Genomic DNA, 15,434 nt, shown 5'->3' with positions numbered 1-15,434 from the left:
GCTCGCCACGGTGGCCCGTGAGGGTCCGGATGGTCTGGCTGATGGCGCCGCCATGGCACTCTGTGCAGTGTTGGTTCGGCGTGAAGATGAGCCACCTTGCTGCGCAGTCGTTGCAGTGGAACGCGGCGGACGTGGCTGGTTAGTCCCAGTAGAACCACTTCCGCCATTGTTGGGTGAGCCAGGCATATCAATCCCCCTTTTCAGGCTGTGTTATATCGGCTATGGAGTGCAACATCAGTCGGTTGCCGAGGTTTTAAAACCAGAAGGCACTGAGCCTCCGGCCAGTGCTTTGAGCCGGGGCGAAACCGGCTCTCCCAGTTCGTTTAATGTGTCCATCGTGTGTCTGGCAATACGCAGAGACACCGGACTGGGCGAGCGTTTACCGCCTTTCTTTGCTGACGGGAGTAAACGTGCATCCTGACGTTCGCCAATCGATGAGTTATTACTGGAATCCCCCAGAAAGAAATTATCGGGCGCGTGGTTAGCCATGTCGGTTGTCGCATCAAGAGCCAGTCTTTGCTCCTTTGCGGTCAGTGCCTTGGGAGACGGGTCGGTGGCACGTTTGGCCAGCATTGCTGCGAAGTTTTTCCGCCGTTCGAGCTGCACTTTGCGTTTGAGTTTGGGGCCGCCAATTGCACTTGTCAGGTCAGTAAATGAAGACAGAATCTTCTTGCGTTTAGCCACCGGCAGGCTGCTGTCTCCGAGTTTTTCCAGCGTTGCTTTTGATATCGTGCGGAAACGTTTGTCCGATACACGATGACAAGCGGCAATACCATTGGGCAGGCGCCCGGCACCTGCTATAACCTTCCCGGCCCGGGCACGGACATTCTTGCCGACATAAGAAGGAGCGCCGGCTGATTTGGCCGCCCGCAGCGACGCATTACCCTTGCGGGCCATGATGTCACTTTGATTTTTTTTCCCCATACATCACCCGTTCTCATTATTAATGGCATTGTGGGTTTTAATGGTTTTGTCGGTGGTCACTACCAGCCGCTCTACCCGCCCCGACCATGAGCCTGATACGTCAGGCCCCGGGTGTTTTGGGAATGATCGCGGGCATTCATTCGATAGGTATTACCGTTGCGATCGGTATGAGTAATGGCCCCCAGTGCATTACCATGCATATGGAAGTTGGTAACACTGCCCCGCCGTTGTCTCGGTCCCCGCTGATGCTGCACGACCTCCATCTGTGTACGGCGGTTTCTGCTGATGATGGGGAATTGCCGGTGTGCATCCCCAAGATTCCGGCCGCCGCGGCCAATCATTGCCTGCATTTGTTGCGCATTAACATGAGTCTCTGGCATATCCCTTCTCCTTACTCTTCTGCTACTACAATCCCTGACTTAAACGGAAAAACCGTTAATTAGCCTCGACACTTAATCCCATTAATTCAAAAATATTCAGCTGTCCGCCACGGTTCAGAAACAGCTCCTGATACAAATCCGGCGCCGACTGCTCGCCCCAGTGGCAGGCGGTATAAATCAGGTATGGCACCGGACTGTGCGGGTCATCCTGCATCAGAAACTCGGCCGCACGGTGCAGACAGGCAAAAGCATCCGCGCGGTTTCTGATGGGGCCGTCACCGCCGGAACCGCCATTACCCGCTCCGGACGCATGTTCGCCACCATCACTTACGCCGGAAGAACTGCCTTCATTATTGGTTTCACCTTCTGCAGCTGACAGGCTGACGCCGCGCCGTTTAAGTTCGCCGCTGATCATGGCCAGAATCTGATTCAGCAGCTGGCTTATTTCAGACAGGCTCGGACTGTGGTCGCCGCAGGCATTGTCCAGCCAGGCAGAGAGGTCATCGATAGCCTGCAAACCGTCCTGCAGTTGTTCATGCTGGTGCAGAAAGAAATTAACCGGCGTTGCAGCCATATGCTGTTTGAACGATTCACTGCTGGGGCCATCCAGACGCAGGTTATCGGGCTGTTGCCGCTTAAGTTGTTCGTGGCGTTGCGCTGTATCCCAGTCGTTCCAGCTGACTTCGATATCGTCAATCCCGGCCTGAGTCAGCGGAATCAGGCGCAGAGGCAGAGCCAGCTTTTCATTGATCCAGTTAATGGGGTTGGTACGGAACTCAATATCGCCGTCTTCCATTTGCGGATACATGGTTTCCCAGTAGGTCTCACACAACGAACGGATCAGAACCGCGGCCGGTGCGATCCCGGCAAAGCCATAACGGTGAATACTGGATTCCATCAGCCAGACGCCCAGCTGCAGGTCCTTGCTTTTATGGCACAGCGCACTGAGTGCGGTTTGCTCCACACTTTCCCAGTCGGCTACCTTCAGTTCATGGGTCCAGATGCCCTGTGGCAGGGTCGGATCATCGGCGCGCCGGGCTTCCTTGATTTTGAAATACACACCGTTGTGGCGTACGGACTCACCGACCTGCCCTTCACCGATCGGCGCCAGCAGGTCATCAAGGGAGTAACCGTAAAACTGCTGAATGTACTGATTGATTTCAGCGTTATCTCTCTGTGGCATACGCACGGCGGCATCCTCCGGCAGGTTTCTGAATACTGCATGGCAGCAGCAGGGTTGCTTTTCCCGGGCGCCTCTCAGGTTTATCCCCTGCGCCACACTTTACGCAGGAGATATACGGCAGCGGCTTCCTGCGGTTGTGCTTTCCCTGATCTGTTACATGTTTCATTGGCAATCTCCTTTGCGCAGCTGCTCTTCCGGTGTTCCCGGATGATCAGGTCGGTTTGTGTCCGCCAGATGCTCTGGCTGAAAGCACTTTTGTGTCGTTCCCGCCCTGACTGCCCGGCAATCCGGGTGCCCGCTGTGGCAACAAGGCCGGCAGTAACAGCGCATGACTGGTGCCGTCTGCCGAGCGTGCTGAGACGTTCAGCAGCAGATGCACTTTGCTGGTATAGGATGCGGGCTTACTGTTGTCCGCAGTGGCCGCGGACGCCGCTGTAACCTTCTGCCGTGCAGCAACCGGTACGCGGAATGACAACAGGGTGCGCTGTGCAACCGGGGCGCTTTCTCCGGAGAAGCGCTGCAGCCACTCGAACATGGCCCAGCGTCCTTCACTGCTGAAGGTCGCGCTGCGATTGGCAGAGTCAATACTCAGTGGCAAATCGGTGTTGCGGACCGGAGAATATTCTGACCCGGTCGCCCAGCGCAGAGTCAGCGCCAGGCGGTTGTCCGGCTTCCAGCTCAGACGGTTATTTCCATTCGGATAAATAACCGCGTCATGACCACTGCTCAGGGTCCACTGGATGATCTGGCGGGTTCCCAGCGACTGCTCTGGCAATGCTGCAAATTCAACCTGCAAATCCAGATTCATAACGCCGTCGGCATCCTGTGCGACATCCCAGAGTGCAGCCAGCTGATCCAGACTGGAGACAAACTCCAGCCATGGGTCCAGCGCCAGTTCAGGCTGAGCATCTATCAGCTCGGCCAGCCCGGTTGCCAGTGGTTTGTCTTTCTTCGGCTGCCCCCAGATTTTCCGGTAGTCTGCAAAAAATGCCCGCACAACGCCCGGATCGATGTCGCTGTGCCCTGCCTGATCAGCCGGCGCAAAGGGGAAATGGCCCGCCAGTTCCGCATTGAAGCGCTGAGCAAGTGCCAGATAGCGTTTGATGACGGTATTTTTGCCGTACTGCTCGCAGTAGCTGCGCAACTGGTTATCTATTTCATACTGGCGCCGGGCAAACAAACCCGCGGAGGTGTGGCTGAAGGCCGGTGTCGTCAGCCAGTTATTGCAGCCTTCAGCATCAAGCTGGGGCAGCTGCGTGGCGATGAAATTCTCCAGGGAGGCAATCTGATTACCCGGATCTTTACGCTGGTAACGCTGCAGGTCGCTCAATGTCCCCAGCCACAGGCTGGCGGCACGGTCGGTATTGGCAACGCCATCGGTGTCCAGCAGGAAGCTCAGCAGCGGTCTGGCGTAATTCTGCGCCAGGTACTCAACCCGCAGTCTCTGACTTTGCAGATAACCATCGAGATCCGCCGGATCGGTATAGCTGAATAATGCAGCAGCGAAACTGTCGCTGGCCCACTGAGGGTTTTTCAGCGGCAGGTAGAGGCGGTTCTGTGCGACCAGATTATTCAGTATCTGCAGCTGGTCGCTGATAAAACGACGGCTCGCATTCTGTAGCAGAGCCACATTGCCGCTGTCCTGTTCCTGCTGCAATAAGGTCAGTAACTGGCGGATATACCCTTCTGTCTGGCTGAAGCTGGTCAGGGTCCGGCCCAGTTCAGTTTCTGAATCTGTCGCGCCGGAAAGAGGCCCGCGGCTGAAGTCGTGCGGGTGGATCTGTGCCCGGGCTATCAGTTTGCGTATGGTCTGCTGCAGCTGACTGCGCAAGGCGGTGGCATAAAAAGGCTGTTGTTGTTTGCCTGCCACGACCGGCCACCATTGTTGCGTATAGGCCTGATAAGACAGCAGCATATCCAGAGCCTGTTCAAGTGGCTGAGCGTTCCACGCAACAACAGCGCCGCTGTTGTCGCCGCTATCCTGTTCACCGGCGATGGTCGGAATGCTTTGCGAAACAACACTCAGGGAACGTAACGCGGCAAACTCTTCTTCCCAGTGTTCCATCTGCGGTGAAAAATCCAGCGGACCGTCGTCTGTCAGCTGAAACAATTTGCCGAGAGGAGCAATATCAAGAGCGGCAATCTGATTACGGATTGCCTCATCACATTCTTTATTACTGAAGGCATCTTCGATGGTGTCCGGGTAGCCGGCATCCAACAGAACAGTCCGTAAACTCGCCATTTCCTGCTGCAGACGACCACAGGGGCTGGTTGCTGCACGGGTGTCGACCCACTGGTGTTTCATATAAAGCAGCCAGCGCTGGAAGTCCTGCAAAGAACCGGTCATGGCTGCCGCATTCTTTTGCAGATATACGGCTGAAGACTGACTCTGCGTGCTGACCAGAAAAGCACGTTGTATTGCTGCAACAGGCGGTCTGGTGGCCTGCTGACCGATCATTTTGCGTACATTATTGCTGAGTGTATTCAGCCGGGTCAGCTGTTGTTCCGGGTCAACCAGATCATGTTCATTCCAGTTGATGTCGTAAGCCGTATCGACAATCGCCCCGGCCAGCAACGGGCTGTCGAAGGTAATCGTCGATGGTATGGATGAGTTATACAGATAATCGAGCAGCGCCTGAAACTCGCCGGCCACGCCCTGGTTATCAGGTAATGGACCTGCCAGATAAATCAGGCGTTTCTGGGCCTGCTGGTATTCCCGCAGGTCGGTCATAAAGGTTTTCAGCTCACGGCTGGCCGTTTCCAGATCGTCATCCGCAGAAACAGAATCTTTTTTCAGTTCGGTTGCTTTTTCCTGCAACCGGCAGTCCATTCCCTGAAATAACAGATTGGGGTAGATACGCTGCGCGACTGCCGCCTTCAGAGAGCGCATCTGACCACTCCCCCAGGACGCCGGCAATGAGAGTGTCAGGGGCTGTTCGCTCATTTTGCTCAGACTGCTCAGCAGCCACCAGGTGTTACTGCCACTTTCACTGCAATCGGGTTCTTTCTTTAAAATATCCGCCCAGCTTTTTTCAGTGCTGACGGAATAATGATACAGACGGGTTGAGTCGATCAGCAGTGCCGAGAGCAGCGTAAATGCGATGGCCAGTGTTGCGTACTGCGCATGCCGCAACGTACGGTTGGTAGAGAAGCGCCGTTGCTCTGCCGGGTAAGCCAGCAGGGTTTCCGGCCACAGTTTGTGATTCAGGAAGTCATCGGTCAGGGCAACCTCATCACGTACTTTGCCGCTGAACCAGATGCCACGCAGTGGCGGTGCTTCCTGATAGCTGCTGCGGGCAAAAGCAAACGCCAGCACTTCCCGCAGTGGCTCTGCCAGATTCTGAAACTCCAGATCGAACAACATAAAGGCATCAATGCCGGCAATGCCATCACCACCGGCGGCGAGTTGCAGCTGCGCCCTGCGGATACCATCCACTACGCTGGTGAAAGCATCATCGACCCACTGTGGCGAAAAGGCCGCATCCAGGCGGGTCGGATTGGACCAGCCAAACATTTCCTGCGGTCTTTCTTTTGTGCCCGCAGACCAGAATTCGTTAAATCCGCGCACATGATCACATTGGGTTACCTGCACATAGACAGGTACGACAAAGCAGGTTTGCTTCTGAATACTCCAGAGCTGGCGGTACAGAGCTTCACCCAGCGTTCTGCGGGCAACCGGATCGCTGGCCTGCTGCAGGGCTTTGGCAGATATGGTCAGAATCAGTCCGTCTACCGGCCGCTCCGGACGGTAAAAATTGAGCAGATCGACGGTTTGTGTGAAGTGTTTTTCCTGCTCAACCTCAATGATCACTCCCTGATCAAAGAAGTGCCACTGGCTGCCCGCCGCAGCCAGCTGCTTTTCACGCGCCAGTAACTGCGCCCGCACACCAGAGCGGACACTCTGCACCCAGCTGCTTTTGCCGCTGCTATCAACCCCGGCCAGCAGATACCAGGGGGTTTGGTAGCGCCAGTCCCGGCGGGTTGTCAGGTAGCGCACAACATCCATACCCTGACGCACCCGGATGCGGTTCAGCACTTGCCAGCCTGTGGGTTGTTGCTCTTCATCCTGTTGCTGCTGACGCTTCTGCGACAGTGCCTGAAAGGCCTTACGGACGGCCTTCAGTGGCCAGCTGAACAGTTTTATGGTGATGTCTGACACCGACGCCACGACATCGCTGCCGGCTTTAAGCAGCCAGATCAGCAGAATAACGAGCAGTGTCAGTAACAGAATCAGGCCAATAAACTGCCACAACGGATCGGTCCAGATTGGCCGCAGATTTTCGATCAGTGGCGCAAAGCGCTCACCAAGCGACATCAGCAAGGCCTGAACGCTGTCCTGAATCTGGTTCAGCAGGGGTTGTATCAGACTCATTTGCTATTACCCCCAGTGGCCTTTGAATGTCAGCCAGATAACCCAGCCAAGCACCAGATAGGCTGCAGCTCCCAGAGCCATCATCCGGTACCACGCTGCCAGTGGTGCAAGCCGGCGTTCCTGACGTGAGGCAAGAACATGCTGATAGGCATTCGGGCAAACCAGACCGGGCTGCGCACCACTGCTGATGCGCTTGAACAGTAATGCGCGGTAATTGCCCAGGCGCTGGGCATCTCCCCGATAGCGCCCGGCGAATCCCAGACGCAGGGCAAACAGATAAACAGAGGCCAGTTTCTGCTCCTGCTGGTCCCATGAGCGGTCTGCCAGTAATGCTGCCGCTCCGGTAAAAAACCGCTCGCCGGCAAAGCAGCTGCTGAACACCCGCTCTTCCAGTGGCTGCTCCTGCCAGTGTTCTTTGCCTGGCCAGTCGAGCTCCATGATAAACAGCTCATCGGCCAGTGCGACCAGAACAAACAGTGTCTGCTCTACCCGTTCACACTCTCTTTCTGTCAGGGTTTTGGCTGCGTTCAGCCGGGTTTTTTCGACCCAGCGCTGCAGGCGCAGGGCAACGGCTTCCGTAATTTCTTCGCCACTGGGAGCCCGGTTCAGGTTGAACTGCGCAGCAACTTCGTCATTCAGCCGGCCACTGCGCACCCAGAACTTAACCTCAACCACCTGGCGGTAAAAATCGCTCATCAGTTGCACCGGGTCGCCGTAGTCTTGTGTTGCCGCAGTTGCGGTCGGCTGAAGCCTGTTATCCATCACCAAATCACCAACCCTTTTCTGTGTTACTCGTGGGGAACATGCATCACGATGGAAGCCGGACGACCTTCACTGGCCTGACGGCTGGTACAGGCGATAGCCAGTTTTGCACCGGGCCGTATCAGTGTTTTATTGGCTTTGATACGGAACAGTACGTTGCCATTAGCGGGTACGATGCCGCTTTTTTCGTCGCTTTCTATCTGAACCGCACTGGCACCAAGCAAACGCCGTTGCATCAGTTCTTTATGCACGGTAACCGATGCAATACGGCAGGCTGCCAGCCAGCGGATGGCGCCTTCGCGACTGCTGCCAGAGGCCGGGCGCAGCTCTATCAGCAGGTCTTTTCCTTCCCAGGCCTTGTCGTAGTTCAGTGTGAATACCCCTTCCTGTTCTTCGTCGAAACCCAGCGAGGTGTAATTAAGATTGACCCGCTCCACCTGCTGCAGGATGTAACTCATTACCTTATCGAAGCCGGGCAAGGCGTTGTCGTGGTTATAAATGGGAAAGCGTGGAGGAATGCTGCCCGGGTCGAGTTCGCTGATTGGTCCGGCCATCCGGATCAGCCCCCGGTACAGCGCTGCCGGCGGGGTTTCTGCGGTGTCTGCAAGCTGCTCAAGAGCCGCCAGTTCCTGCACCATTGCGCGAATCCAGCGATGGTGACGGCGGGTAATGTTGTAGCCCAGAGACTCTCCGTCTTCAGACAAACCGGCCAGCTGCCGGGCTTTATGACGGATGGTCAGCGCCAGAGCCTGGCAGCGCTGCTGTAATGATCTGCCCGCAGATGAGGTTTCGCCGGCATGACGAAAGTGATCAGCCGCAATGCTCAGCAATGGCGGAGCGTAATCCGGGTCAAGCTGGGGGTGACCGCCTTCCGGCTTGATCACCCGGAATAAAGGCAACCCGACATAGCGGCTGCTGACCTGATCGCCACTCTGCAATGACAGCTGCGGGTACAGCCTTGGCATAATCAGTTCGTTCTCACCGGTATTTTCATCAACTCTGGGGTGATCACTGCGGCTGCTGTAGCGCTGAATTTCGGCCCGTTCACTGGCACTGCCGGGTACCTGAATCGGTACCGCCAGCTGAATGGTCTGTGCTCCCTGGCCAGGCTTGAAATCCAATGTCAGGGTAAGCGGATTGTCTTTGCTGGCCAGATGATCAACCAGCAGTCCATCCGGCATAACGGCAACCAGATGGTTAATCACCACCTGGCCTTCGAGCAGGGCTCCGCGATCGAGGCTTAACTGAGCAATCCCCCAGTACGCCGGGTTGATCAGCGATAACTGCTGGCGCAGCTGCTCTTCCCAGTAAAAATGATTTTGCTGAAAGTGTTGCGGTGACAGCAGCATACCTTCGTGCCAGCAGATAGGGTTTGGCAGTCTTTGCGGGTAACCCGTTGCTTTCTCACGACTTGCTGGGATGAGTAAACTGGCCTGCCCGGCCGATAAAATTGCCATGGTGTGTTATTCCTGATGCATTTCGATTAACCGGTATCCTTCCCGCTGCAGCAGGACCTTCAGTTGCCGGAATTGTCCGAGCTGAGCAACAAACTGACCTTCAGCCCCCAGATAGTTGGCAAACATCAGAATGTTGCCAGCCCTGCTGTGGTCGTCTGGCAGAGGCAGTGAGGACATAACAGACAAGGGCACGACCTCGGCGCTGACCACCTCCAGCTGCTTGTCATAGCGCATAACCAGCTCCTGTTTGCGGCTGAACCAGTCCGGGCCGCTCAGGTCTGCCAGTAACCGGGCTACCCGCTCATCGCTGATAAATACGAAATCAATGGCCACCGGCATACTGCGGTTGCAGTCGGCACTGGCCTCAATACGGATGCTGCGGACATCATTTAACGGCGACAGGCCGAGTACCGAGCAACCAGACAGTATTACGCTCAGCGCAATCAGCAGATAACAAAGCCCATGAACAGAGTGCCGACCGTACGCCTTGATCATGCTGCTACCCCGACCATAAAGCTGATATCGCGGAATCCCTGACTCTGGGGTTTGTGGCTAAGGAAAGAGGTGACACCCAATGCCATATGCTCCCCCGGTGCAACTTTGCTGCTTAAGCGCAGAGACGGCAGTTGGTTTGCCGGGCAGCGCAACGTAATCCGGCAGTCAATGCGGCAGTCGGTTATGCGCCGGATCAGATCGATCAGCCGGGAATGGCGTGCGCCTCCCGGGGTCAGTTTTTGCACTTCCGCCCAATCCAGTGGGCCGATAACCAGCTCTGTGGCTTTGTGCTGATCCCAGACCCGCTTCCCCAGAGTTGCGCCTTGTCCAAGCCGGCAGCTCTGGCTGTCGCCCAAACGGGAATGATCCTGACTATCTACCCTCAGCCAGCCTCCCTGCAGGGCATTCATGTGCAGTAGCGGCAATCCCAGTGCGCACTGCAGCATCTGCCTTACCATGGGGAGTGACAGGCGGACATTGGCAAACAACCCGGTCAGGCCAAGGTCATAATCACCCTCAGGATTCATTGCTAACCGCCCGGCCAGTGCCTGCATCAGGCGACCGCTGTCGCTGACCTCAGCGGGGGCATCCATCAGCGTTGGCCGGGTGCTGCGGTGTACCAGATAGCGCAATGCCATCAGGCGGTTATTAAACAGCTCGAGAAAATCGAGCATGGCGTGATCATCCTGCTCAGACCGGTCGCGCAGCCACTCAATAAAGGGAGCCGGCAGCGGCCCGTCCGGCGACATCAGCCCGCCATGCGCCAATGTAATCGCGGTTATCCCTTGTTCTGACAGGCTCACTTCGCGCACATCCCAAGGCGGAAAGTCGGCTGCCAGAGAGGCGCGGAAGCGGACGTTATCCGCGAGGATTTCAAGCAGTTCGTTATCGCTGACAGGCTGTTTGCCGGAGGTCGCATCCGCTGTCCGGCGCAGGCGCAGCACCAGACGCACCAGCTGCAGGAAATTCCAGCCGGTTCCGTTTTTCTGCGCCAGCAGAGAATTTACAGTATGACCTGTTCGCCAATGCGCGGATGCCATTGCTTCCAGACTCCTTCCCGTTGATAACTGACCAGCTGCAGCTGGACGAAATGATTCAGGGTGGTGTAAAGGCCCAGAAAATGGCTCATTACTTCACCGAGCAACAGCGCGTTGGCGCCATCAAAAAACGCCTCATCCACTGTCAGCGTTATACGACTGCCACGATAATGGCCGCGCCAGGCTTCACGCCCCATGCGCCGGACACAGCTCTCTGCCTGAATGTTGACCAGACCATCCAGCTGACGCTGGTGTGAGGCGTTCTGCGGATCACTGTAGAGAGCAATCAGCTGTTTAAGCCGTGCCAGTGGATGCCCATCGTCGGCCTCAGGTAAAAGTGACAGAAAATTCAGATGCAGCTGCGATAGCAGGTTAATGTTGGCCTCCCCGCTCAGTCCTTCGCCGCGGAACAGACTGGGGCGGGTAATAATGGTCGCGTCCAGCAAGGCCCCGGCGCCGGTCAGTTTTAAGCGGTTGCCGATGCGCAAGGACTCCGGCAGCGTACGGTTATTACACAGCCCTTTAACGCTGAGCGTCTGATCAACCGGAGTGGCCGGCGTCAGATCCAGATCCTGCAGTGAAATCATGGTGTCGCAACCTGGCGTTGCCGGTGAAAGCGGAGCGACCAGACGGGTCAGGTAGCGCACGCCGGCGTCACGGATATCATCCACTCCGGCATGCCCCAGCCAGGGGGTTGCCGTTTTAACCCGGCCATCCGCCGATAACAGGCGAACATTTTCCACGCTGTGTACTTCACTCTGACCGTATTGACTTTCATCGGCATACAGACGGTATTCGTAACAGCTGTGATCCAGCTGAACCGGACAAAAAGTGGCGGGAAATAAATTAATCGCCGGAAAACTGTTAAAGCTGAGGCTGTTGCGTTCCAGTGCCGGCATGGAATCCGGCTGATTAACCAATAACAATAATTCAAACTGGCTGGATACCCGGCTGACATCAAGCCCGGTAATTTCGAAAAAGTAATACTTTTCCGGAAAATAAAAGTATTCCTGTAATAGCCGGTAAGCATCGTGACTGCCATTCGGTTGCGGCAGTACATTATGCTGCTGGTCAAATCCCAGCCACTCAATACCGGCTTCTGGCAGTGGCACTATTTCTCCGTCCACGCGGATGGCAATACCGCATATATGATCGCTGAGTAATTTGTACAGATCCGGTCTCAGTGCCGGGTCGTTAATAAAAAAACGCAAACGCTGCAGCGGATATTCATAGACCGGATCGGTTCCCTCGCTGCGCATTTTTATGGAGATAACTGATTGAACATCATTCCGGCCCCCGAGAAATTCAAAGATATTTTTCGGTTTTACTGCAACGTCCTCCAACAGAAATGGCCACAGCGGCGTGTCATAGCAACACTGCATTCTGCATTCCACAGGCTTCTGCCCGGCGTCACGACGGGAAATACTTTTGGCGGAAAATAAACGACCCTTCTCCAGGGTGTATCCATTTATAAAATTCGCACCATCAAGCAGTACATTGGCCTGCATAATTGTCATGCAGGGTATTGACCGCATCAGTGCGGGATACAGACTCAGCAATAAATGATTAGGGATTTCATGCTTTTGCTGTTGCAGGTCATTACGCAAACTGGCCGTAAGCCAGGCAAACGACTGCAGTAATTGCTCAACATGAGGGTCAGCAGAATGACCAGCACTCAGACGCAGCTCAGATGCGACAGAAGGATAAGCACGACTGAAAGCTTCAACCGCTTTACGCATTCCCCCCAGTTCATTCTGAAATTGCTGGATATCCCTGTTCATGCTGTTCAATTCCCGTTGCCCAATGGTTGTCTGCTGTTCAGAAAAAAAACCGTTCTTCAATCGTGTGCTGCCCAAGCTGTAATTTCAGCCTGCAGCTTGCAGTGCTTGCTGCCGAACTGACCGCAATCACCTGTACATCTGTTAATCTGGGCTCCAGTGCCAGAAGCTTTTCGCGAATCAGATCGCGGTATGCCTGCCGGGCGCTGCTGTCATCGGTATACAGTTCGACAATTTCCGGCAATCCGAAGCCTGTGATATAGCTGTTCGCCAGATCATCATTACGGACATAAATCCGGGTCGAAATAATTCGCTGAACCTGACGACAGACGGATTCCTGCAGCGATATCCCGCTGCAGGAATCGTCCAGTTTTTCCAGTAACGTTATATTCATCACCAGAAATACACCGTTACAGCGTATAGGTGCCAGGTGCGATCGGACGATTGCGGACCACACTCCAGCCTGTTGCAACATGCCCTTTGTTCTGCAGACCAGGTCCTTGCAGGCAGTGCACCCAGGAGATTTCCGTAAAGTTCAGCTTAAACTGTTCCGTTGCCATATCGTTTGGATGTGACTGGAACTGAATTTCGCTGATCAGTACGTTGGTTAACTCAAACTGCATCAAAAGATTCAGGCGATCACCGGAGTTGCGTAAAACATGAATTCGACAAGGTGAGCCTTTCGAATCCAGAAGTTTTGCCCGCAAACAAAACTCATAGAGTTTTGGTGACGTTACATCCACGTATTTGACACAGGTGAAGTCAGAGATAATCGGCCGGCCCGATGTGCGCGCACTGTTGCTGACATCGGTGGTTACCTGCTGCTGAATGCCCTGATTAATAGAAACAAGTTCAACACATTTTGTGGCATCAAAACCGAGATTACCCGGATTGGCCGTGATCGCCTGCCAATCACCTTCGGCGGCACCATCAATCAATGAGCCACCGGCGGCCTGGTCGTTGCCTTTGGGTTGTGTCAGTGCCGCATCACCCAGTTCCAGAAGTATAAGATCCATAATATTCCCCGAAATTTTCAGACTTAAATTGAATTCACATTAACCCGGAATGTCAGCCACCAGGCGAATCGACGCCGACAGCTCTTCCAGTTGAAAATGTGGTTTAAGGAATACCGTTGCCTTATACGAGCCTGGTTTTCCTGGCACATCCGTCACATCAATACGGGCCTCCCGCAGTGGGTAGCGTGCCTTGATTTCATTAACGGCGCCGTCATCGATCAGTACATAACTGGCGATCCAGGTATTCAGATAATCGGAAACATTATCCTTCGTCAGAAACGATCCGACTTTGTCGCGCATAATGACTTTAATATAATGAGCAAAACGTGAAGCATTCAGAATGTACGGCATCATTGCCGAGGTTCTGGCATTTGCGTTGGCTTCATCCGTATTATATTTTTTCGGCTGATTGGTGGTCTGACCGCCAAAGAAAGCGGCCTTGTCGGTGCCTTTGCAATGCAGGATGGCCATAAAGCCAAGATCGTTCAGTTCTTTTTCCCGACGATCGGTAATGGCAACCTGAGTCGGACAGGTCAGGCGAACATCCCCTGCTGCGGTACGGAATGTATGTGCTGGCAGCCCTTCGACCAGGCCACCACCTTCTACACCGCGAATGGCAGCAAGCCAGCCAAATTTTGAAAAGGCATTGGTGATGCGCTGACCAAGAATAAATGCGGGATTTCCCCACAGATAACGACTGGCATCGGTGCCATCCACATCCTCTTTAAAATCAAAGCCATCCACCACGACGGTGTCCGGGCCATAAGGGAGACGCAACAGAACTTTAGGCAGCGTCAGTGTGACGTAACGCGAATCTTCGCTGTCGCGGAAACTGCGCCACTTGATAAGCTCGGCACTTTCAAAGATTTTAGAAAGATCGCGCGGCTGTGACAGACGGAAATAATCCTGTAAATCGAACAGCTTTGCATAAGCTGCAGCAATAAACGGGGCGTGCGCCGCCGCCGCAACACCGGATAATTTTTCCAGCAGTTCAATATCTTCAGGATGACGTCCGAACTCATAGTCTCCGACAAGAACGCTGAAAGGATCGCCACCATAGGTGCCGAATTCATCTTCATACACTTTTTTAAACAGCGCACTCTGATCGAATTCAGACGCCTTCTGCAGATCTTTAAGGAGATCGCGTTTGGAAACGTTCAGAACCCGGAGTTTCAGACGGGTACTGGTTTCGGTGTTCATCACAAGGTAATGCAGGCCGCGCCAGGTTGCTTCCAGCTTCTGAAAACCTTCGTCATGCATGACCAGGTTAATCTGCTGTGTCAGCAGATTATCGATCTGCGAGATCCGGTCATTCATACGGTCTGCAGCATCGCCGGCTGACTCACTGGCTTCCTGCCCCAGAATATCCAGAGCGAACTGACCAACCAGAGTCAGAGCGTAGCTTCTCTGCGATTCATCCAGCGCCATGCCACCTTCTTCCAGCAGCTTGCTGATAAATTCACTTGGCTCAACCGCAGACAGATCTTCCTGATCCGCATAGACGCCTTTTACTTCAGTCTGCAGAGCTTCGTCGCTCAGCAACTGAGTCAGCAATTCATCCAGCGCATCGTTACCATCCAGCTTGGCCAGGAAATCGCGCAAGTGAATTCTGGCCTGATAGATCTCGTTGGTTTTTGGGATGCTGCGCACCAGATTCAGTGGCGAAAAATCATTGATCGACTTAAAGATGAGCTCAATATTGGTTGTAGCGCCTTCTTCTTCGGACAATGAATCGGCGACCTTCATGGTAAGGCGTGGCACAAAGCCTTCCATGACCTCATCGAAATTATCACGATCAATTTCAACAAAGTCCCGTTCTTTTAATACAGGCAATGGCTCAGCCGGAGAACCGGAAAGGTCAGCAAGAATGCCGACAATCAGTGGCAGTTCACGCTGTACAATCGCATTACCGATTTCGACATCATAAGTAATATGAACCCTTGGGGATCTTACTCTGGATAGTTTTTTCTGTGTGCTTTCCAATGTTATTTCCTCTCAATCGTCAATTGCAAAAAGACAGATGTTCAGCA

Annotated in this window: 12 protein-coding genes; all 12 read right to left on the bottom strand. The window is 54.4% G+C overall.

The genetic code is table 11. The features are described from left to right. Positions 1-234 precede the first annotated feature (234 nt). Positions 235-897: a hypothetical protein gene (locus HUF18_RS14765; protein ID WP_225692713.1), complete on the bottom strand. Its 663-nt coding sequence runs from the start codon at positions 895-897 to the stop codon at positions 235-237. Positions 898-995: 98 nt separating this feature from the next. Then, positions 996-1,304, bottom strand: a complete 309-nt coding sequence (locus HUF18_RS14760; protein ID WP_225692712.1) for a hypothetical protein — start codon at positions 1,302-1,304, stop codon at positions 996-998. A gap of 55 nt (positions 1,305-1,359) precedes the next feature. Next, on the bottom strand, positions 1,360-2,487 hold the full coding sequence (gene tssA, locus HUF18_RS14755; RefSeq protein WP_225692813.1) for a type VI secretion system protein TssA: 1,128 nt from the start codon (positions 2,485-2,487) through the stop codon (positions 1,360-1,362). Between the two features lie 211 nt (positions 2,488-2,698). Continuing rightward, the gene (locus tag HUF18_RS14750; protein ID WP_225692711.1) at positions 2,699-6,859 is read right to left on the bottom strand and encodes a type VI secretion system protein; all 4,161 of its coding nucleotides are present in this window, start codon (positions 6,857-6,859) and stop codon (positions 2,699-2,701) included. 6 nt (positions 6,860-6,865) lie between these two features. Next, positions 6,866-7,555: a DotU family type IV/VI secretion system protein gene (locus tag HUF18_RS14745; RefSeq protein ID WP_225692710.1), complete on the bottom strand. Its 690-nt coding sequence runs from the start codon at positions 7,553-7,555 to the stop codon at positions 6,866-6,868. 92 nt (positions 7,556-7,647) lie between these two features. Further along, positions 7,648-9,078 carry a type VI secretion system baseplate subunit TssK gene (tssK, locus tag HUF18_RS14740; protein WP_225692709.1) on the bottom strand — a complete coding sequence of 477 codons (1,431 nt, stop codon included), beginning with the start codon at positions 9,076-9,078 and terminating at the stop codon, positions 7,648-7,650. Between the two features lie 6 nt (positions 9,079-9,084). Then, positions 9,085-9,573 carry a hypothetical protein gene (locus tag HUF18_RS14735; protein WP_145468726.1) on the bottom strand — a complete coding sequence of 163 codons (489 nt, stop codon included), beginning with the start codon at positions 9,571-9,573 and terminating at the stop codon, positions 9,085-9,087. Continuing rightward, on the bottom strand, positions 9,570-10,613 hold the full coding sequence (tssG, locus tag HUF18_RS14730) for a type VI secretion system baseplate subunit TssG (protein ID WP_225692708.1): 1,044 nt from the start codon (positions 10,611-10,613) through the stop codon (positions 9,570-9,572). Before tssG ends, HUF18_RS14735 begins: the two co-directional genes overlap by 4 nt. After that, positions 10,577-12,391: a type VI secretion system baseplate subunit TssF gene (tssF, locus tag HUF18_RS14725; protein ID WP_145468722.1), complete on the bottom strand. Its 1,815-nt coding sequence runs from the start codon at positions 12,389-12,391 to the stop codon at positions 10,577-10,579. The genes tssG and tssF overlap by 37 nt, the downstream gene beginning before the upstream one ends. A 37-nt stretch (positions 12,392-12,428) precedes the next feature. Beyond that, positions 12,429-12,782, bottom strand: a complete 354-nt coding sequence (locus tag HUF18_RS14720) for a GPW/gp25 family protein (RefSeq protein WP_225692812.1) — start codon at positions 12,780-12,782, stop codon at positions 12,429-12,431. Positions 12,783-12,798: 16 nt separating this feature from the next. Next, positions 12,799-13,404, bottom strand: a complete 606-nt coding sequence (locus tag HUF18_RS14715; RefSeq protein ID WP_145468718.1) for an Hcp family type VI secretion system effector — start codon at positions 13,402-13,404, stop codon at positions 12,799-12,801. A 39-nt stretch (positions 13,405-13,443) separates the two neighbouring features. Continuing rightward, positions 13,444-15,387, bottom strand: coding sequence for a type VI secretion system contractile sheath large subunit (tssC, locus tag HUF18_RS14710; RefSeq protein ID WP_225692707.1), 1,944 nt, complete (start codon positions 15,385-15,387; stop codon positions 13,444-13,446). Between the last annotated feature and the right edge of the window lie 47 nt (positions 15,388-15,434).

Source organism: Thalassolituus sp. ST750PaO-4 (genome assembly GCF_020320405.1).
Lineage (GTDB): Bacteria > Pseudomonadota > Gammaproteobacteria > Pseudomonadales > Oceanobacteraceae > Venatoribacter > Venatoribacter alkanivorans.
Note: the sequence above shows the minus strand (reverse complement) of the source record. Positions and strands in the feature narration are given on the sequence as shown.